Origin of the sequence: Nibribacter ruber, assembly GCF_009913235.1 — a bacterium.
GTDB classification, from domain to species: domain Bacteria; phylum Bacteroidota; class Bacteroidia; order Cytophagales; family Hymenobacteraceae; genus Nibribacter; species Nibribacter ruber.
Genome location: NZ_CP047897.1, coordinates 3,132,800 through 3,153,209 on the forward strand (window position 1 = coordinate 3,132,800; position 20,410 = coordinate 3,153,209).

Annotated in this window: 14 protein-coding genes; 5 read left to right on the forward strand and 9 right to left on the reverse strand. The window is 51.5% G+C overall.

The genetic code is table 11. The annotated features are described in order from the left end of the window. Positions 1-98: 98 nt before the first annotated feature. Together GU926_RS13210 and GU926_RS13215 are read left to right on the forward strand one after the other, a co-directional pair. Positions 99-647, forward strand: coding sequence for a hypothetical protein (locus GU926_RS13210; RefSeq protein ID WP_317165570.1), 549 nt, complete (start codon positions 99-101; stop codon positions 645-647). A gap of 105 nt (positions 648-752) precedes the next feature. Continuing rightward, positions 753-1,493 carry a hypothetical protein gene (locus GU926_RS13215; RefSeq protein ID WP_160692631.1) on the forward strand — a complete coding sequence of 247 codons (741 nt, stop codon included), beginning with the start codon at positions 753-755 and terminating at the stop codon, positions 1,491-1,493. An 81-nt stretch (positions 1,494-1,574) separates the two neighbouring features. Here the strand turns inward: GU926_RS13215 and GU926_RS18390 are convergent, their stop codons facing one another. From GU926_RS18390 to GU926_RS13225, 3 genes are all read right to left on the reverse strand, one after another. Then, a complete protein-coding gene (locus GU926_RS18390) occupies positions 1,575-1,751 on the reverse strand; it encodes a hypothetical protein (protein ID WP_198001417.1) in 177 nt (58 codons plus the stop codon). Between the two features lie 151 nt (positions 1,752-1,902). After that, on the reverse strand, positions 1,903-3,414 hold the full coding sequence (locus GU926_RS13220) for an HTTM domain-containing protein (protein ID WP_160692633.1): 1,512 nt from the start codon (positions 3,412-3,414) through the stop codon (positions 1,903-1,905). A 102-nt stretch (positions 3,415-3,516) separates the two neighbouring features. Then, positions 3,517-3,876: a hypothetical protein gene (locus tag GU926_RS13225; RefSeq protein WP_160692635.1), complete on the reverse strand. Its 360-nt coding sequence runs from the start codon at positions 3,874-3,876 to the stop codon at positions 3,517-3,519. A gap of 191 nt (positions 3,877-4,067) precedes the next feature. On the opposite strand from GU926_RS13225, the gene GU926_RS13230 reads away from it, so the two are divergent. Then, positions 4,068-4,475, forward strand: coding sequence for a thiol-disulfide oxidoreductase DCC family protein (locus tag GU926_RS13230; protein ID WP_160692637.1), 408 nt, complete (start codon positions 4,068-4,070; stop codon positions 4,473-4,475). A gap of 187 nt (positions 4,476-4,662) precedes the next feature. Then, positions 4,663-6,042 (forward strand): alanine/glycine:cation symporter family protein, encoded by a 1,380-nt coding sequence (locus GU926_RS13235; RefSeq protein ID WP_232058323.1) that lies wholly within the window; start codon positions 4,663-4,665, stop codon positions 6,040-6,042. A gap of 364 nt (positions 6,043-6,406) precedes the next feature. On the opposite strand, the gene carB is transcribed toward GU926_RS13235, so the two are convergent. The 6 genes from carB to GU926_RS13265 all read right to left on the reverse strand — a co-directional run bounded on the left by carB (position 6,407) and on the right by GU926_RS13265 (position 18,538). Next, complete coding sequence (gene carB, locus GU926_RS13240) at positions 6,407-9,220, reverse strand: carbamoyl-phosphate synthase large subunit (protein WP_160692640.1); 2,814 nt, start codon at positions 9,218-9,220, stop codon at positions 6,407-6,409. A 592-nt stretch (positions 9,221-9,812) separates the two neighbouring features. Beyond that, on the reverse strand, positions 9,813-12,773 hold the full coding sequence (locus GU926_RS13245) for an ATP-dependent DNA helicase (protein ID WP_160692642.1): 2,961 nt from the start codon (positions 12,771-12,773) through the stop codon (positions 9,813-9,815). A 549-nt stretch (positions 12,774-13,322) separates the two neighbouring features. After that, the gene (locus tag GU926_RS13250) at positions 13,323-14,435 is read right to left on the reverse strand and encodes an alkene reductase (RefSeq protein ID WP_160692644.1); all 1,113 of its coding nucleotides are present in this window, start codon (positions 14,433-14,435) and stop codon (positions 13,323-13,325) included. A 59-nt stretch (positions 14,436-14,494) separates the two neighbouring features. Continuing rightward, a complete protein-coding gene (locus tag GU926_RS13255; protein ID WP_160692646.1) occupies positions 14,495-14,947 on the reverse strand; it encodes a MarR family winged helix-turn-helix transcriptional regulator in 453 nt (150 codons plus the stop codon). Positions 14,948-15,112: 165 nt separating this feature from the next. Continuing rightward, entirely contained in the window at positions 15,113-16,333 is a 1,221-nt protein-coding gene (locus GU926_RS13260; protein WP_232058324.1) for an alpha/beta hydrolase, read from the reverse strand. A 255-nt stretch (positions 16,334-16,588) separates the two neighbouring features. Then, complete coding sequence (locus GU926_RS13265) at positions 16,589-18,538, reverse strand: LTA synthase family protein (protein WP_160692648.1); 1,950 nt, start codon at positions 18,536-18,538, stop codon at positions 16,589-16,591. A gap of 874 nt (positions 18,539-19,412) precedes the next feature. Here GU926_RS13265 and GU926_RS13270 point away from each other — a divergent pair. Beyond that, complete coding sequence (locus GU926_RS13270) at positions 19,413-20,324, forward strand: hypothetical protein (protein ID WP_160692650.1); 912 nt, start codon at positions 19,413-19,415, stop codon at positions 20,322-20,324. The last annotated feature ends 86 nt before the right edge of the window (positions 20,325-20,410 follow it).

Consider the following 20,410-nt stretch of genomic DNA (forward strand, 5'->3'; position numbering starts at 1 on the left):
TTGGCCGAAATAGCCAAAAAACGACGCTTCCTTTCCTAGACATAGGCAACCTTAGAGCAGAAATAAGGTTAAAAGGAGGGAAGATAAACCAATAGATTATGGCAAAGAAATTGACCCTGAGAGGCACCCAGACTGAAACCATGGAGCCTATCCAGAAGAAAAATACACGCAACAGAACCACCAAGAAGCCCAAGAAGAAACGAATGAACAAGTGGTTGCGCGCCGGCCTGAGTGGCTTGGCCGGAGCCGTGGCCGTGACGCTGGTGCATGAGACCGTGCGCCGCTTCTACCCAGACGCCCCGCGCATGGACGTGTTGGGCATGCGTGCCATTGCCAAAGGCATGCGCTACGCCGGCCAAACCCCGCCCCCAGATGACACCCTGCACACCTGGTCCATGGTAGGCGACATCATCTCCAACGGCTTATATTACAGCTTGGTGGGCGGCGGCAAGAAAGCCCTGGCCAAAGGAACCATCTTGGGCGCGGCCGCTGGCTTAGGCGGTGTATTATTACCAGGGCCCATGGGTCTAGGCACTGAGCCTAGCAACAGAACGCGCCAAACGCAAGCCTTGACCATTGGCTACTATTTGTTTGCCGGTTTAGTGTCTGCGGCGGTGGCGGCAAGTTTGAGGAAGGTGAGAAGATAGAAGTAGAAAGTATTTCTGATAAGCAAAGGCTGGACTATACCAAAGTTCAGTCCTTTTTGTTTTTATTAGTAGCCTTGAGCGCATGCTTTCTTTTATTTAAAACCTATGGGCAAGACACTACTAACCAGCCTTCTTCTTTTTATCACCACGTTCACGTTTGGCCAGACCTATAATGAAGAAATTGGAGCACCCATGGTAGTGCTTACTGAGGAAGACCCTTGGCTCATGGTCATTGGTTCTGATGTGCCCACCTTTGTGTTGTATGAAAACGGACAAATCATTTACAAGAAGGTTGAAAACAGAAAAGTGAAGTATTTTACGGTGAGCCTAAGCAAGGAAGAAACACAGGCAGAGATTTATAAGATGGGTTTTAGTGACAGTCTATTAAAACTGCCCTCTTATATAGAAGCCTATAGGGCAACAGACCAGCCCACCAATGAGCTAATCTTGAATTTTGATAGTGCCAGAACCTTTAGGGTGTATGGTAACCTTAGAAATGAAACGGCACGCGCGGCTACGCCTAAAGCTTTCCTGACCGTGTATGACTACTTGAAAGGTTATTCCCATGCTAAGGCCATGCCTTGGATGCCAGAGGAAATAGAAGTGTTGGCCACAGATTACAGCCACTCTAAGGAGAAGGCCGCCAAATGGCCTGCCACCTGGCCTGACTTAAAAAGCCCAGAAACGGTGAGCAGAGGCGAAGACTTGTACAGCATCTATCTGCCCAAAGAACAGTTTGAAAGCTTCCTGCAATTGTCCCAGTCCCTTAAAGAGAAACAGGCCGTTGAAATTAATGGCAAGAAATTTAGTTTGTCTTACAGACTACCTCTTCCTAACATAAAATAATCTGAAAGCGAAAAACCCGTTTTTGGCCTGTTTTCATGAAAACAGGCCAAAAACGGGTTTTCCCTATATACAAATAAGCAATTAGTTCTTTTTGCCAGAGCCGCTTTTCTTGCCGCCGCCGTCATGTTTGTTGACAGTGGCCCAGGCGCGTTTTTCGGCTTCGTCTTCAGAGACCCCTTTCTTCTCGTAGCTTTCCTCAATGTGCTCAGCCTGCCGCTTTTGTTTGTCGGTGTAGGCAGATTTATCTCCTTGTGGCATGGTTTCCTCCTTTCAGGTTAAAAATGAAACATACTCTTAGCCTGTTGTATACGAAATCAGTTTTTAAAAGGATGGTAGATACTAGACGCTAGATGTTAGACTTTGATTTAAAAAAAGAACAAGTCTAGGATCTAGCGTCTAGCATCTAAAATTAAGGTTTACAGTGACAGAGGACTTCGCGCTGAAGGGGTTTGGTTTGGTAGTCAGGCAGCGTGGTTTCTTTCATGTAGACGATGGAAAGCTCGTCAATCTTTTCCTGGCCGGCGTGGGTCTCGTTCCAGCGGCGCATGAGGTAATGGCAATAGTAAGGCCGCATGTAAGCGTTGGGGACAAACAGGTAGTTCTCTGAGTATTTTCGCCAGCGGTCGTTCTTGAACAGACTTACCACGCTGGCGGGTTTCACCGTGTCTGGTTCTTTGCCTTGTTGGTTGAGGTCTACTTTCTTGTCTTTTAAGTTGATGCCTTCCAGTACATACCAGCCATCGTCTTTGAAAACATTGGGCGCGAACATGCTCCAGTTCTGGTCCAGGCGCAACACCAGGGCTACAGGCTGGGCACTTGCAGGCAACTTGGCGTATTGCGGTTTGTTGAGGGTATCTACGTTCCACCAGAAGGCAATGACCAGGGCGGTCAAGACCAAGACTTCGCGCAGCGCAATGATAGGGAAGTTGCGGGCCCAGGCAGGCGTGGTCCATTGCACTTGCACCGTCACAGGAGATTTCCACTGCTGGGTGGCCACGCTCCACCGCCGCTGAATCCTGGCATAGCCCAGCCAGAGCCTTCGGTCCAGAAAATCCATGACGGGCGTGGGCAGCAAGCCTATCACCGCCGAGATGCTGATCAAGTAAAACAGCCCCACAAACAAGGTGAGACTGATGCCAATGTGCAGGCCGATGATAGCCAGAATAAAGACCATCCTGAACCAGGCGTTCTTCCAGGGGATGAGCAGTACAAACGGCAGCCATAGTTCCACAAACATGGTAGCGTGCGTCAGGAACTTCATGAGGCCTGGGTACTGGTAGAGCACGCGCCCAGCAGGCATCAAAATCTGGTCAATGCTGAGGGCATAGTACAAGGCCGTACCCGTGGTGGTCCACTCGGGCCCAGACTTGAGCAGCGCCGTGAACACGTATACCCAGGCCACCTGCAAGAGATAGGCAAACGTGGCCGCACTGAAATAGACCGCTGATATAGGTTTGTTTTCTGAGGTGGGCGCTTTTCTGGCGTCTAAAGAATAGTGCCGGTGCCAGGGCAGAAACATACCCCAGAACAGAAGCATGCGCAGAAGACTGTCGCCGGATTGGGTGATGAGCGGGTTGCGGTTTTGGATGGACAGCAGCAGAAGCCAGGAGATGACCGTGGCCCAGCGCGTCTTGTAGCCCAGCAATAAACTGATGGCCGCGGCCGCCGCTAGGGCAAACAGCACTGCCTGGAACTGCCATAGGCCGCTCAAGACATGCAGAGAGAAATAGTATTGGTTCCAGGCGTTGGCGTGCAGGGTGTGCAGCGGCAGAATGCCCATGTTGGAATAGTGAGCCTCCAAATCTGTGGCCCGGGTAAGAATATCTAAAAGCAGCACGCTGGCCACCCAAATGCGCATGAGGGAGAGGGCGCGGGTATCAGCGTAAAACACACGGTGCAAGTACTGCTGTAATAGGTGCATGGTCTAGAGGAGGTAGCGTGGCAGGAAATGGAAAAGGCAAAACCAAACGGCTTTGCCTTTTCTGCTGTATGCATGTCGTTCTACGTGCAGAACGGAAATTGCTTAGCGGCCAGTGGTAGTACCCGTGGTAGTTCCGGTAGTGGTACCCGTGGTAGTTCCTGTAGTAGTACCGGTGGTGGTGCCTGTAGTGGTACCCGTTGTAGTACCAGTAGTAGTCATGCCGGTAGTAGTACCAGTAGTTCCGGTAGTGGTGCCCGTGGTGGTTCCGGTAGTAGTACCAGTGGTGGTGCTGGTTGTGCCGGTGGTAGTACCTGTGGTAGTTCCGTCAGTAGTGCCAGTTTCAGTAGACATATCTGTAGAAGTGGTGTCTGTAGTAGTTTCTGTGCTTCCAGAGCAAGAAGTAAGTGCTGAAGCGGCTACAAAAGCGGCGGCTGCGAACACATTGAAAAGCGTCTTTTTCATAGTCTTTGACAGGTTAAGTTTTTTAATGTTGAATTGGTTTTAGGTTACGAATCCTCTTTTACGACCTATTCTCAGAAAGGTGCTATATTTTATCCGAAATTTATTCTACTCAGGCACTACGCTTTTGGGCCTGGACGACTAACCCTGATCCCAGTTGTGCGTATTTTCCGCAGATTCTCTTACCTTGTCCTATGGTTTCTTCCCTGCCCACCACCATCCTGTTTGACGGCGTCTGCAACCTCTGTAACGGATTTGTACAGTTTGTCATCCAGCATGACCCGCACGGGCGGTTTCATTTTGCCGCCCTGCAGTCTGACCTAGGCCAGCAGATATTGGCTGAGCAGGGCATGGATACCCGTCAGTTTGAGACAGTGTTACTTTTAGAAAACGGAAAGCTGTATCAGAAGTCCACGGCCGCTCTGCGCATTGCCCGCCACCTCACCGGAGGGTGGTCCTGGGCGTATGGCTTTATCATTCTGCCTGCCTTTTTGCGGGATTTGGCGTACGGCGTGGTGGCCAGAAACCGGTACCGGTGGTTTGGTCAGCAAGAAAGTTGTATGCTGCCTACGCCCGCGCTCAAGTCCAGGTTTCTGGCGTAATCTACACTCAGCTTTTATGAACAGTTCTAGATTAAACCCCTATATTAGAAACTGGTCCTGTTAGGTAATCTCTACTACATCTATAGAGAATTTCGTTTTTAGTCTGTTTTCATGAAAATAAGTCAAAAACGGGACTTACTTTTGCGCCCTGCTTTTAAGAGCAGCCTATACTTATAACCCAATTTCAGTGGAAAAAATAGACGCCATCTTAGCCGAAGCCAGCAGTCTGGCCTGGGGCATGCCTTTGCTCATCTTGTTGATGGGCGGCGGTACCTTTTTAATGCTCTTCAGCCGATTGATCCCTTTCAGGATGCTGAGTCATTCCATTGCCATTGTGCAGGGCAAGTACCAGGACCCCAACGCCGCCGGCCAGATTACGCCGTTTCAGGCCATGGCCAGCGCGCTGGCCTCTACCATTGGCATGGGTAACATTAGCGGTGTGGCCGTGGGCATTGCCATGGGCGGACCAGGCGTCTTGTTCTGGATGTGGGTGAGCGCCTTTGTGGGCATGGCCACCAAGTTCTTTACCTGTACGCTCTCCATCATGTACCGCGGCAAAAACGAGCTGGGCCAGGTAGAAGGCGGTCCCATGTACATGGTCACCGAAGGCCTGGGCCAGAAATGGAAGCCTTTGTCCCTGCTCTTCGCGTTTGCCGGCCTGTTTGGCACCCTGCCTTTGTTTCAAGCCAACCAGTTGACCCAGATCATTACAGACGTGGTCTTGAAGCCGAGCGGCGTGGTAGGGCAGGATACGTTTGTCTCTAATTTATTCATGGGCATTGCCATGGCCTTGCTGGTGTCCATCATTTTGTTTGGCGGGCTTAAGCGCATTGCCAGCGTAGCTACCAAGCTGGTGCCTTTCATGGTAGTATTGTACACAGGTTCTGTGCTGTATATCATCTTCTCCAACTTGTCTGCAGTGCCCGGTATGTTCGCGCTCATCTTTGAAGACGCCTTTACCGGGAACGCCGTGATGGGTGGGGCCGTGATGCAGGTGATTATCATGGGTGCCCGCCGCGCCTCTTTCTCCAATGAAGCCGGTATTGGTACCGCCGCCATGATGCACGGCGAGTCGCAGAACAATGAGCCCGTCCGCGAAGGCTTAGTAGCCATGTGGGAACCGTTCATTGACACCATCATTGTCTGCACCATGACCGGCCTGGCTATTCTGGTAACAGGCGTTTGGGAGTCTAATACTGGCAACGGCGTCTCTATGACCGCCGCAGCGTTTGGCGTGGCCATGCCTGCCATGGGTAAGTATCTGCTGGTGATCTGTGTGTTTATCTTCGCGTTTACGTCTTTGTTCTCTTACTGCTACTACGGCTCCAAGTGCTTCACCTATTTGTTCGGGTTCAAGTACCGCCGACTGTATGACTACTTCTATATCTTAACCATCATCATAGGCGCCGTAGTCACCATCACATCCGTCATCAACCTGGTAGACACCGCCTTCGCGTTGATGGCCATCCCAACCATGACGTGTGCCATACTGCTGTCGCCTAGAGTAGTAGCAGCGTCTAAAGAATATTTAGGAAGGTTGAGAAGGGGCGAAGTGCAGCGGTTTTAAGGTAGTAGCAGGTAGCAGGATTTTCGTTTTTGGCGTGTTTTACAGGAAACAGGCCAAAAACGGAGAAGCGTCTGCTCAAGAGATCTCATTGAAGTCTTTTAGGACTTGCGAGCGTCTTTGTAATTGCCTTTACTAAAAGCGGATTCTCCCCTTGAGGGGAGCGCAGAGGGGTGTTTACATCAACAGGTAATAAGCCGCCTCTTAATCTAGGAGGAATGGGGATTAAATAAACAATGAGTCAGAGACAAGACCATGCCTGGTCTCTACAGATAACCAACAAAACAGAAAGGCCGCTCCTTAACGGGGCGGCCTTTCTGTTTTTTATCGTCATGCTACGTGATACGCACTACTTGATACAAACCAATTACTTACTCAAGTACAGATTGCGTTCAGAGTAGATTTTGGTGAAGTAATCGTCTTCAAGGTTGCCAATGAAGTAGATGGCCTCACCGGTGGACTTCATCTCGGGTCCTAGCTCCTTGTTTACTTCAGGGAACTTATTGTGCGAGAAGACCGGTACCTTGATGGCGTAGCCGTCCAACTTCGGGTTGAAGGTGAAGTCCGTTACCTTGTTGGCGCCCAACATCACTTTAGCGGCGTAGTTCACGTACGGTTCGCCGTAGGCTTTGGCAATGAACGGCACCGTGCGGCTGGCGCGCGGGTTGGCTTCAATGATGTAGACAATCTCGTTCTTGATGGCGAACTGGATGTTGATCAACCCCACCGTGTTCAACGCCAAAGCGATTTTCTTGGTGTACTCCCGTATCTGGTTCATCACGTTCTCGCTCAAGTCAAACGGCGGCAGCACCGCATACGAGTCACCGGAGTGAATACCCGCCGGTTCAATGTGCTCCATGATGCCCAGAATCTGCACGTTCTCGCCGTCGCAGATCGCGTCGGCCTCGGCTTCAATGGCGCGGTCCAAGAAGTGGTCAAGCAGTACATGGTTGCCCGGGCTGTCTTTCAAGATGTCCAGCACCTGCGCTTCCAGCTCCTTCTCATTGATGACAATCTTCATGTTCTGGCCACCCAACACGTAGCTAGGACGCACCAATAGCGGGAACTTAAGGTCTTTGCACACTTCCAGAGCATCCTCGGCAGAAGTCACACTCGCGAATGGTGGATACGGAATGTCATTGTCCTTGAGTAAGGTAGAGAAAGCACCGCGGTCTTCAGCTAGGTCCAGGCTTTCATAGGTGGTACCCATGATTTTTATCCCGAAGCGGGTCAGTTTCTCAGCGAGTTTCAAAGCCGTCTGTCCGCCCAACTGCACAATCACACCCTCTGGTTTCTCGTGCAGAATGATGTCATAGATGTGCTCCCAGAACACCGGCTCAAAGTACAGCTTGTCAGAGATGTCAAAGTCTGTAGACACCGTCTCTGGGTTGCAGTTAATCATGATGGTCTCATAGCCACACTCGCGGGCGGCTAACACACCGTGCACGCAAGAGTAGTCAAACTCAATGCCCTGGCCAATACGGTTTGGACCCGAGCCTAGCACTACCACTTTCTTGCGGTCAGAGACAATGCTCTCGTTCTCACCGTCAAAGGTGCTATAGAAGTACGGCGTCTGGGCCTCAAACTCGGCAGCGCAGGTATCCACCATCTTGAACACGCGCTTAATGCCCATGCTCCAGCGCTTCTCATGCACTTCGCTCTCCTTGCAACGCAGCAGGTACGCTAATTGTCTATCCGCGAAGCCCTTCACCTTGGCGGTGCGCATGAGGTCTGCCGGGATGTTGTCAATGTGGTATTTCAGGATTTCGCGCTCGGTTAATTCCAGCTCTTCAATCTGCTGTAAAAACCACGGATCAATCTTAGTTACTTTATGAATGGTGCTGGAGGCCACGCCAAACTTCATGGCGTCTTTGATGGTGAACAGGCGGTCCCAGCTTGGGTTGGCCAGGCTGTCCATCAACTGGTCATAATTGGTTTTCTCCTTGCCGTCGGCGCCCAGTCCGTTGCGCTTAATCTCTAAACTTTGGCAGGCCTTCTGAAGCGCTTCCTGGAACGTACGTCCAATGCCCATCACCTCACCTACAGACTTCATCTGCAAGCCCAGCGTTTTGTTAGCGCCTTTGAACTTGTCAAAGTTCCAGCGTGGTATTTTCACAATCACGTAGTCCAAGGCTGGCTCAAAGAACGCCGAAGTGGTCTTGGTGATGGAGTTCTGTAACTCGTCTAAGTTATAGCCAATGGCCAGTTTAGCGGCCACTTTGGCGATTGGATAGCCCGTGGCTTTAGAAGCCAAAGCAGAGGAACGGCTTACGCGCGGGTTAATCTCAATGGCGATGATGGTGTCATCCTCTGGGTTCACCGAGAACTGCACGTTGCAACCGCCGGCAAACTGCCCGATGCCATTCATCATCTTAATGGCCAAATCGCGCATGCGCTGGTAGACGGTGTCTGGCAGGGTCATGGCCGGCGCTACAGTGATGGAGTCACCGGTGTGAATGCCCATCGGGTCAAAGTTCTCAATAGAGCAGATGATGATCACGTTGCCGATGTTGTCGCGCAACAGCTCCAGCTCATATTCTTTCCAACCCATGATGCTTTGCTCCACCAGTACCTCATGGGTAGGAGAGGCGTGCAGACCGCGGGTGAGGGCGGCGTCAAACTCTTCTGGCGTATTCACAAAACCACCACCAGTACCCCCCAGCGTAAAGGATGGACGAATCACTAATGGGAAACCAATTTCCTGGGCAATCTCCTTGCCTTCCAGGAACGAGGTAGCGGTGTGGCCTTTGCAGACGTTCACGTCCAGCTCAATCATCAAAAGACGGAATTTCTCACGGTCCTCGGTGGTCTCAATGGCGCCAATGTCTACGCCAATCATCTTCACGCCGTATTTTTTCCAGATACCGGCTTTGTCACAGTCAATGGCCAGGTTCAGGGCGGTCTGTCCCCCCATGGTTGGCAGCACCGCGTCAATCCTATGCTTCTCCAGAATCTGCACAATCGACTTCTTCTCCAACGGTAACAGGTAGACGTTGTCTGCCGTGATGGAGTCGGTCATGATGGTGGCCGGGTTGGAGTTGATGAGGGTGACCTCAATCCCTTCCTCGCGCAGAGAACGGGCGGCTTGGGAGCCGGAGTAGTCAAATTCGCAGGCTTGTCCAATGACAATAGGACCAGAACCGATGATTAAGACTGACTTGATGGATGGATCTTTGGGCATGGTAATGGGGTATGTATAAATTGCCCAAAGTTAACGGAGAATCTTTAATACCTTCTGAAAAAGTGAGGAAACCTGCGTTTTCTTGCGAAAAAATAATTCTGGCGTACTCTTCTGAGATGTGTGATAGGCCAGTTTTAGGGCAGGATAAAGAACGGGCGTTTTTAGGCTGTTTTCTGGAAAATAGGGCAAAAACGGATTTCGATAAGTGGAACGTAGATAATTCAGTACCGCTGGCCAAATGCTGATTCTCCCCTTGAGGGGAGCGCAGAGGGGTGTTACTATTGGTGAGTTAATTGTGCCCCACTTGAGAGCGTACAGCATATAATATAAATAGCTAGTATGTTTTAAGGATTGCCTTTGCGAATATGAATGCTATGACCTGCAGATGTAAACATCCCTCTGCGCTTCCCCTCAAGGGGAGAATCAGCTTTTTGTAAAGGTTCTCGGCGCAGACGCTCGCAGGAGCTTCGCACGCTACGAGGTCTTTTGAGCGAACGCTTGCGCCATCGGAATTAGGAAAGTACTCGTTTTTGGCCTCTTTTCTGGGAAACAAGGCAAAAACGATCTGCAGAAACACGCAGATAAGGAATGACTACGGCTCTACCGAAGGATTCAAAGAAATAGCGCGCCGTTCCCATTCAGAGTACAGTTTCAGGGTCGGGAGCAGGTCTTGCAGAAGCCAGTTTTGTAACTCATTCTCAGTATCAAAAGACGTTATTTCTACTGGAAGCTCCGTCCTGAAGTGATTCATGGTAGAGGAATGCACCACCCTGGAATCCAGAATCACAAATGCGCCTTTGTCTTTCTCCCTCCGTACCAACCGTCCGAAGCCCTGCCGCAACTTATGCTGACTGGCCGGATAATAGAACTTGCCCCAAAACATACCGCCTTCCACTTCCTTGCGGTGTGCCACCAGCGGGTTGCTGATAGATGGGTTAGGCAGTCTAAACACAATCACCTGCGACAAGGTCACTCCCGGAAAATCCACCCCTGACCACATCCTATCCAACCCCAGCAACACAGAATGTTCCTCTTGTCTAAATCGTCTGATTTCCCAGAGGCTGGTGCCTTCTTGTCTGAGCAGTTCAATGTCATACGCTGGTAATCGGGAATGGAGCCAAGAATAGGCAGCGTCCATGTCTCTTCGGCTGGTGAAGAGAACCAAAGTCCTGCCGTTCAAGGCCACAATGCATTTGAGCAGGGTTTCCATGGCGATCTGGTTCCAGGCCTGTTTCTCAGCGGGCGGCATTTTGTAGTCAAAACAAGGAATGAAGGCGGGTACCACGGCCTGCACCTGTTCCTGCTGTTCATAGTTAAACGGCGAGAGCTGGCGTATCTCCTGGTCAAACGGCTCCGTCCTACCTAATTGGTTCCGGAAGTACTGCGTGGAGCTGGCTACATACAGCGTGGCCGAAGTGAACAGCAAACTTGGGTAGGCCTGTTGCAAGGTCTCCATCTCAAACTGCAAATAATACGGTACCTTGCTCACCGACCAGTACTGACTGCCTTTCTCCAGCACATGAATCCATTTCCGGCTGGGGAAGTCACTGGTGATTTTCTGAAGCGTATCGGCAAATTCGGCGGCTTTCTCCCGGTAGGTTTCCAGACGTCCATAGGTTTTGTCATCGGGCTTTTTGAGGAGCTTGTGGATGCGTTCCAGTTTGCCGGCCACAAACTGAATGGCCGTGCGCAGTTCCTGCAAAGTCTGCTCAATGTCTGCGCTGTAGTTGCGGGTCACCCATCTGCCTCTTTCCTCAAAAGAAACATCTTCCTGCCAGCGCTGTTCGCCGTTGGGAATGGGCAAGGCCTGCAAGCGGTCACTACTTTCCTTTACCGTCTGGCAGTCTCGGTAAATGGAGTCAATCTCATCCATGACCAGCAAAGCCGTCTCTGTTTCAAAGCCTTTGAGCACTCGGTCACCTACTACGTCCAGAAAACCCTTGCGCATGTTAGTGCCCAGCAAAGGGCGAAGAAGACGAGCCTCTAACATGTTCAGGCTGAAACCGATGCTCAGGGCATGGCGGGCATTGTCGGGGAACTGGTCGGCCTCGTCAATGATACAGTGCTTGATTAGCTCAGTGAGCTTAGGCGGGAACTGCAACAGCTTGTGGTGGTTGGTCACGATGATGTCGGCGGCGTAGGCCAGTTCCATGTGGCGGGCGTAGGTGCACTTGGCCGGCTCATGGCACAGCTGGGGCACGCAGACTTCCTGGGCATTGGCCTCGGCTAACAGTCTGGACGTGTCTGGCAATACCGCGCGTATGTTCTGCGGAATCTCCTCAATCTCACCTTGGGTATAATACACGCGCATGACCAGGTACAGCCAGCTCAGCCCTTCCTTGATGTAGCCTTTGCCCTGCACCACCAGCTCGTCATAGATGTTGAGCAAGGCAGACAGGCATAGATAGTTGTTCTTGCCTTTGACAATGGCCGGGCGCAGGTGCGCGTGCAAACCTTCTTTGAAGCGTAACCTCGGAATCTCGCCCTGCACAATCTGTTCCTGTAGGTTTTTGGTGGCGGTGGCCACGACTACTTTTCGGCCGGGGTTCAGGCGCAACAATTCTGCTGCGGCAATGAGGTAGCCCATGGTTTTGCCGGTGCCGGTCCCGGCCTCTGCCGCGAAAGTTCCTTTACCCGCTATGGCCTTGTTGCAGAACAGTGAGTATTGCATCTGCGGATATCGCTCCGGTAAATCATATCTATGGTACCAGGCCTGCAAAGCGTCCTGAATGTTTTTATTGTTGGGTGGCAGAATATCAGGTCTAGGCTTAACCGAGGGCGCCTCTGGCACGGTAGGCAACCATTGCGTGAACAGACCCCGCAAATGGAAAGGCAAGACCGGTGTCTCTACTGTAGCGGGTGGCGTGAGCCATGCCATGTTAGGAGACTCCAACGCTTCTACAGATTCGGTGGCCAACAACAATGCCCGCCAGGCACTGGCCGTGTGCAAAGAACCTAGAGCCAGTACCTGGCTCAGTAACTGCATGAATAAGGTAGGCTGACCCGGTTCGTTTTCTGGGGTGCTGGAGATATTCTGTAGTAGGACTTCTATGAGTCTAAAAAGCTGGTCGTGCAAAGCGGCCAAGGCGCCGTGCATAGGCAGGGAGGCGGGTTTTTTCTGGGCGGCGCTGGACAAGGCCACCAAGTCTGCCATCTCCATCAGGTTCAAATGTGGCAGGAAGTATGAAGACAGCAAGGCCAGATCTGCGAGAACCGGCGGATGGTCCATGTGCGCCACCACGTGGTATTTGAGCCAAGCCTGCTCGTGCCGTTCCTGAAAATAGAAGACGTGCGTGAAGGTGCTTAGATAGGCCTGGATTTCCTCTTTCTGCTCGGCCCAGGTCTCTGCGTTTTTGGCCTGCTCCTTACTAATTTTGGACTGCTGGTAGGCGCTTCGGCCAAACTCCACTTCTGGGTTGATGAACCACTCCTTGAGTACGCTCTGGCCCCTCTGCAAAGACAGAATGCCCACCTGCAGCAAGCCCTGCTTCCGGCTGTAAGAGCCGGTAGAAAACAGATGCAATACCGCAAAAGATGGGGAAGGGGAACTCATGGACGCCTCAGTCTCAAACACAGCCTTAAAATTACGGATTATCTGACTGCTAATGAAATGAGCAAGAGCGGGAAGAGAGAAAAACCTTTCATTTTTGTCATCTTGAACGCCCCCTCTTTTGTCATCCTGGTAGGATCTTGATGACTAGTTGTAAGGAGGTTTATTTAAGCACTTGTCTGGTTCGTGTATAAGGTCCTTCCAGGATGACAAGGGTAAATAGATTTAGATCCTGTTCAAAGTTATAACCAAAAGAGGCGTATTAGGAAATACGGCACTCGCTCGCCTCTGGCGAGTGTGAATTTAAAAGGCCTCTGGCCGCTATATGCTTAGTCTTAAAGCGGCGGGACGCCACACGTAGCCCACACTCGCCTCCGGCGAGTGTGGGAAGTCCAATTTCCCAAAAACTCCAAACAGGTTTTATACTAAGCGGATTTAAATACATAGGAAAAAATTTCGTTTTTGGGCTGATTTCTGGAAAAGAGGCTAAAAACAAAAAGGCCGCACTAACAGCGCGGCCTTTTCCTATATATGCAGTGATACAGTATGTACTTATTTAGACACAGTTTGTTCTACCAAGGCAGGATAATCTGTGTAGCCTTTTTCGCCGGTTGGGCTGTAGAAGGTGTTAGGGTCTGCCTGGTTCAACGGCGCGTGTTGCGCGAAGCGTTCTACCAAGTCCGGGTTGCCGATGTACGGTACGCCGTAGGCCACTAAATCGGCGTGGCCGGCTTCAATCACCTTGTTGCCGCTCTCTTGCGTGTAGCCACCGTTGGTCACCAAGGTACCGTTATAAATGCCTCTGAAATGCTTGGCCACCTCTTTGATAGCGTGCGGCAATTCGCGGGCTTTGGCGCCGGCCTCTGTTAGGTGCAGGTACGCTAATGAGTAGTCATTAAACTTAGAGATGATGTACTCAAACTGCTCCGGCGCATCTTCTGTCAAGGTAATCCCAAAGCCGGCGTGCATGGAAGGGTTCAGACGAACGCCTACTTTGCTCAGGTCAATGACTTCTTTCACGGCATCCAGCACCTCAAACAAGATGCGGGCACGGTTCTCTACAGAGCCGCCGTACTCGTCGGTGCGCACGTTGGTCTGGCTGTTGAAGAACTGGTGCAACAGGTACCCGTTAGAAGCGTGAATCTCCACGCCATCAAAGCCGGCTTTTACAGCGTTTGCGGCGGCGTTCTTGAAGTCCTGCACAATGGCTTTCACCTCAGAAGTTTCTAATGCTCTTGGCGTCACGGTGTCTTTGAAACCCTGCGGCGTGTAGGCCTTGTCATTCGGGTTCACCGCCGATGGCGCCACTGGCAACTCGCCGTTATGGAAGTCTGGGTGCGACATGCGGCCCACGTGCCACAACTGCGCGAAGATTTTTCCGCCTTTGGCGTGCACAGCCTCTGTCACCAGTTTCCAGCCTTCTACCTGCGCGTCTGTGTAAATGCCCGGCACGTTGATGTAGCCGATGGCCTGCGCGCTGATAGGCGTCCCTTCAGAAACGATTAATCCGGCACTGGCGCGCTGGGCATAGTACTTGGCGGTCAACTCTGTGGCCACGTTGTCTGAGTTAGTAGCCCGACTGCGCGTCATAGGCGCCATCACCACGCGATTGCGCAGGTCCAGATTATTTGATTTGTATGGGGTTAAAAGCGGTTGATTGTTCATAGTCTTTAAAATTATGTACGGACAAAAGTTGTGTATACAAGTATATAGGTAAAAAAATATTAGCGCTGGCGCACTTTGTCTAGCAAATTACCTAGCAGGGTAGCTTCTTCAGGGGTAAGATGCCCGAATCTGCTTTGAAAGTCCTTAATCACGGTGTCAATCTGCTTCAACAGCTCCAAGCCTTTGTCTGTGATCACAATGTCCACCTTGCGTCGGTTGTCAGGGCACTGGCAACGGCTTACCAAGCCTTTCTCCAAAAGCTTATCCACCAAACGCGTGGCATTAGACTCACGGTCCAACATGCGTTCCTGGATAATGCCCAACATGCAAGGATTAGGATGCTGGCCCCGAAGAATGGACAGCACATTGTGCTGTTGCAAAGACAACCCGAACGGCCTTACCGTGCTCGCCAACTCCTTGTGTAGCCAGTTACCGGTGAACATGATGTTCACGGCCATCCGGTGGTACGGACTGGTAAAGGATTTTTGTTTTATTTCGTCTTCCAGGTTCATCTAGTGCAAATGTAGAGATAACTATTGTATATACAATTGTTGCATTGGTATAGTTTCAGAAACCTTAAAGAAAGTCTGATTATTTACAGCCTGGGCAAAAAGAAAACAGGCCAAAGACGCAGAAGCGTTTTTGGCCTGTTTTGCAGGAATTAGCCTAAAAACGGCTTAGTTATCAAAAGCTTGTTTAAGCGCCATGGCCGCTTGGGCCTGGGCACTCTTGGCTTCGGGCAGAACGGTGGCCATCCCGAAGAACTCGTGCGTGACGCCATTGTATTTCTGGTAGTCGGTCTCTACGCCGGCTGCTTTTAATTTTTCTGCCAGCGCCTGCCCCTCAGAAGCCAGCGGATCAATCTCAGCCCCCACGATGGTGGTAGGAGGTAAGCCTTTCAGGTTGGCGTTCACCAGGTCAATCCAGGGTTTCTTGCCATCTGCCGGGCTGTTGAGGTACTGCTTGAAGAACCACTCCATCATGGGCTTGTCCAGAGGCTTGGCCTGGGCATATTTCTGGTAAGAGGCGGTATTGGTGTTGTAACCGGCAATAGGATAGACCAGCACCTGGTGCACGGGCATCTGTACCTTCTGGTCGCGGGCCATCATGCTCACGGCTGCAGCCAGGTTGCCCCCGGCGCTTTCGCCCACAACGGCCACATTTTTAGCATCGCCTTTCATAGAGGCGACATTGGTCAAAGCCCATTTATAAGCGGCAAAGGCGTCATTGTGGGCGGTTGGGTATTTATGCTCGGGCGCCTGACGGTAAGCCACAGAAATGACAATGGCATCGGCTTGCTCGGCTAATCCTCTGGCGGACCCATCATAGGTATCTAAATCTGCAATGACCCAACCACCGCCATGGTAGTAGACAATCACCGGATACGAGGCTCTACCGGTTTTAGGCGTGTACACCCGGGCGTGAATCTGACCACCCTGCACCGGAATCATCTTGCCCAGGGTGTCTACTTTGCTAGGCGGCATGGGAATGTTGTTCTCCTTCATCAGGTCCATGACGGCGGTGGTAGGCGTGGGATTGGTTCTGGCCTGGGGCGCGGTGAGTTGGGGAATGGGTTTAGCTTTATAGCTAGCCAGTTTTTCTATGACGGTTTGCATGGGCGGGGTGATGGTAGAGCCCCAGGCCGGTTTGGCTCCGGTGGGCTTCAGGCGCACCATGCTGGTATCTGTGGTGGTAGTGTTGACGGTATCTGGGTTGCCAGAAGGAAACAGTTCATCGTCCATGCCGGCGACTTTCTTGGCCTCGTCCCGGGCTTCGGCTTCATTGTCTACGGTGCGTTTGGGCTCACAAGACGTTAGAAGGAGGGCGCCCGCCGCCAACGCCACCATCCCCGATTTAAGATTAGAGCGAGATAGTACTTCTATTAAGTTCTTTTTCATAGTGTTAAGGTAGATTGGTTGCATTTATCTACGGCATACATCTATGAACGGATGGTGGCAGTCGGCTATTTATGAAGTTGAATCCCGTATCCACCAGGGGTCAACAGGATGATAGAGAGTGCCAATGCCAGGTTCTTGCCTTAGGCCCATTCTTCGCAACAGATGCCCAGAAGCCAAGCGTCCCGTTTTTGGCCTGTTTTCCAGGAAATACGCCAAAAACGGGGAGGGATTACTTCTTATGAGATTAACTGCTACCTATTTACTGTTCACTGTTAATTGATTATCCACCATGCGGTTGTTGTACTGCTGAATGAAGGCCTTGAGTTTGCGCTCCATAGAGGTCTGGACCTCGGGCAGAGTGCCTTTCAAGTCTTTCTTCAGGAACTTGTCTTGCTGGTAGTTGAAGAGGCCCAGGGTGTTGGTGCCGTCGTGTTGGAGCAAATACGGGCCTTCGGTCCATTGGAAGCCGCCCTGGTAGCTCACGGCAAAATTGCCCTCAGCTGGGTTCAGCATGTTCTTCCCGAAGGAGAAATACGGCTTGTCATAGTGCAGATAGCCTAGCACCGTGGGCATGATGTCCAGCTGTTGCACCACGCGGTCCTTCTCCACGCCTCTAAAAGTGGCATCGCCGGGCGCATAGAACAGGATTGGTACGGCAAAATTGCCCCACGCGGTCTGGTACTCTGGATAATAGGTATAGGTAGCCGAGTGGTCTGCCGTAATCACAAACAGCGTGTTTTTAAACCAAGGTGCTTTACTGGCCGTCTCAAAGAACTTGCGCAAGGCCATGTCTGAGTACCCTATGCACTCAAAAATCTCATATGGCCCCTTCTTGAACTTGCCTTGGTAACGCTCCGGCACTTTGTAAGGATGGTGCGAAGACGTGGTGAACACCGCGCTCATGAACGGCTCTTTGAAGGTGGCCAACTTGCCGGCCATGAACTGCAGAAACTCCTCGTCCCAGATGCCCCACATGCCGTCAAAGTCTTCGGGCTTGCCATACTCCGCCATGCCGTAATACTGCTCCACGCCCACCAGGTTCATGAGCGCGTCAAAACCCATGGAACCGTTGGGCGCACCATGGAAGAACGAAGTCTGGTACCCTTTCTCCCGCAGGGTGCGCGGCAGGCTGGGCAGCGTGTTACTCACGTACTGCGTGAGCACGAACGGTTCCTGAATGCTGGGAATGCTGGTCATCACGCTAGGCAAGGCATCAATAGACTTCCTGCCATTGGCAAACGAGTTCCAGTACACCTTGCTCTGCGTCATGAGAGAATCCAGGAACGGCGTGAAGCCCGTGTAGGTGCCGTTCTCCAGGTGCTGGTTGTAGCCGCCAATGGCTTCCTTTCCGAAGCTCTCCAATATAATCACCACCACGTTCTTGGGCGTGAACTGGGCACTGTCTACCGGCTGATGAATGGGGTTAAAGAGCTGTGATAGTTCAGGTTCCTGGAAATAAGTATGCTTCTGGAAGGCTGGCTTGTTCAAGGTCCTGATCACTGAGAACGGCGTGTTGAGCACAATGTACATCTCCTGCGGACGCTCCACGTATTCTCCGGCGTTGCTCAACGTAATGGGCCGCGTACTGTGCCTGATGCCGCCCCTGATGGCCACAATGGTCAAGCCCACAGACAGCAACATAAGCACCGTGTGCCAGGGATAATAGTACCACGGGTTGATGTTCTGAGGACGCACCAATTGAATACGATTGTACAACCACGCCAAGGCTACCATCAGCATCAGCCAAATGACCGGCACGTACCAAAAATCCACCAGAAAGCTGGTCGCAAACTTGCCCCAGCTCTCATTCCCAAACTCCTGCACCACGCTGGCCGTGGTACGCCGCAGCGTGAAACGGTAGTACACAAAGTCAATGCTGTTAAACGCAATCCCGATGGCATTGCTCACCAAAAACACCCACTTCACCACTTTTCTAAAGGCAGGATGATATCTAAACGGGAAGGGCAGAATCATGAGCACCAAAAACAGCGCATTGGTATACAGCACCGCCGACAGGTCAAACTGCAAGCCCGCCGCCATCAGGTACAGCAGATCTGAGAACGAGGTCTCCTCAAAGAAGCCCTGGTTGAACAAAAAGAACAGAACCCGGCAAATGGTATAGAACAGCATGGCCAGCCCCAACGAAAGCAGCAAGGCGGCATACACACTTTCGCGCAAAGGCCGTGGCCTAAAGAATTTTATCATGAGAAAAGAACAAGCCACAAAATTAGCCAACCCCCGCCACTTATCGAAACTGTCTGAGAATTAGCCCCGTTTTTGGTCTCTTTTCCAGAAAACAGGCCAAAAACGGGAGAATTGCTGGTTGTTGATTGTCGATTGATTTTATCTGTTGGTGTAACACCCCTCTACGCTCCCCTCAAGGGGAGAATCCTTGATTGGCAAAGGCCTCTGCTTAGTGCACCTATTCCAATTGCAGCTGGCAATAGTCATTACAATCCGTACATGCTCCAACTGAATTTAGGATAGGCCTTTACTAAACGCACCCGTTCCAGTCTTTCCGTCGAGTCGCCTAAGCAGGTTGCCGCCTCAGGTTGGAACTGCAGCAAAGACGGAGAGCTAGCCGTTCCTCCACCATGCCAGTTCCCACGCAGAGGAGGCAAGCTGGTACAGCGCGAGGCGGGAAGACTGGAACGGGTGCGAGCGCTTACCGGGAACAATGCAACAAGGCGGCATAAGGGCACCGGAAGAAAGAGCCTGCTCAGGGATAGCCAACGGAAGCGCACCAACCAAAAATAGAAGATCGTGGAAGTAAATCCACACCCTAGAAGCAAAAGGAAAGAGGCACCAGGCTGAATATCCGTTAGAATACCAACATCGGCACTAAGAAATGAAAAGCTGGAGAAGCAAAAAACGGAAGCCTTTAAAAGTACTTTCCAAGCAAAAAACACCCACCACAATATTTTACATAACCGTATAGGGGACAGCCCCTGTATCTTTGTCTTGCTTTGGACAAAGCAAAAAGCTGAAGCCCTGAACGAGGCTTCAGGGAAAAGGTCTTCTCCTAACCACCGATAAAATGACATTCTCTTTCAATAAGAAACGAACGACCGGAGCAAAAATGGCTTCGTGGCAAATACAGTTGGCAGTAGTGGGGCTTTTGGCGGTGACTAGCTGTACCGCACCGCGCTCCATCATCCACTCGGGCCGCGTGACGCCACACGGACAGTTCAAGGCGGGCGCCAACTTTGGAGGCAACATCGCTACGGAGCCCATCGGGCAGCTGAAAGACGTCACCGAAGACGCCATCGTGGCCCTGGCCAACCGCGACTCGGTCTATTATGACGGACTGGTGAAATCTGCTACCAAAGCCGCCATCGCTTATTCGCTGGACCCTGTAGGACCCACCTTTGATTTTTATGTACGCTATGGCGTGTTGCCTAGAGTGGATGTAGGGTACAAATATGCGTCTGGCGTGCACGTGCTAGATGCCCAATATCAGTTCTTGGGGCCAGAGGCAGGCACCAACGCAGGCAATGAAAGATGGTACGGCAGCGTGGGCGTGCAGTACGCTGGCCAGAACTCAGACATCTTTGACAAACTGTTTTTGAACAAATTAAGCTCGGTGCTGGAGTTTAAGGCCGCTAGAAAAGACGTGCTGGTGCCATTGACTTTCAGCCGGTCGTTCGGGCCAGATGAGGAGTTTGGGAACATCTCCTTCGGGGTGGCCTATAACCACACGTTTGTAGAATACGGCTTGGTGCCGGGCAAGCTGTATGAGAAAGTAGGCGGCGGAAAAGCCGTGAAACTGGAAGGATTGACCAGAAAGCAGGACTTCGCGTCGTATGGGCTGTTTGTAAACGCCAAGGTTGGCGCCAAGCGCATTTACCTGCTGCCATCCCTGTCCATGTTCTACCAGAAATACGGCACGTATGAACTGTTGAAAGGTGAGACCGAAGACTTCTCGGGTATCTCCATCATCCCGTCCATTGGCGTGCAGATTGGCCTGGGCCAGGGAAAGGTGGGCCGCTAAGCAAAAGTGCGTTTTTGGCCTGTTTTCTGGAAAATAGCCTAAAAAAGGCTCACCTCCTCTAAAACATAAAAAGCCCGTCTCCTATG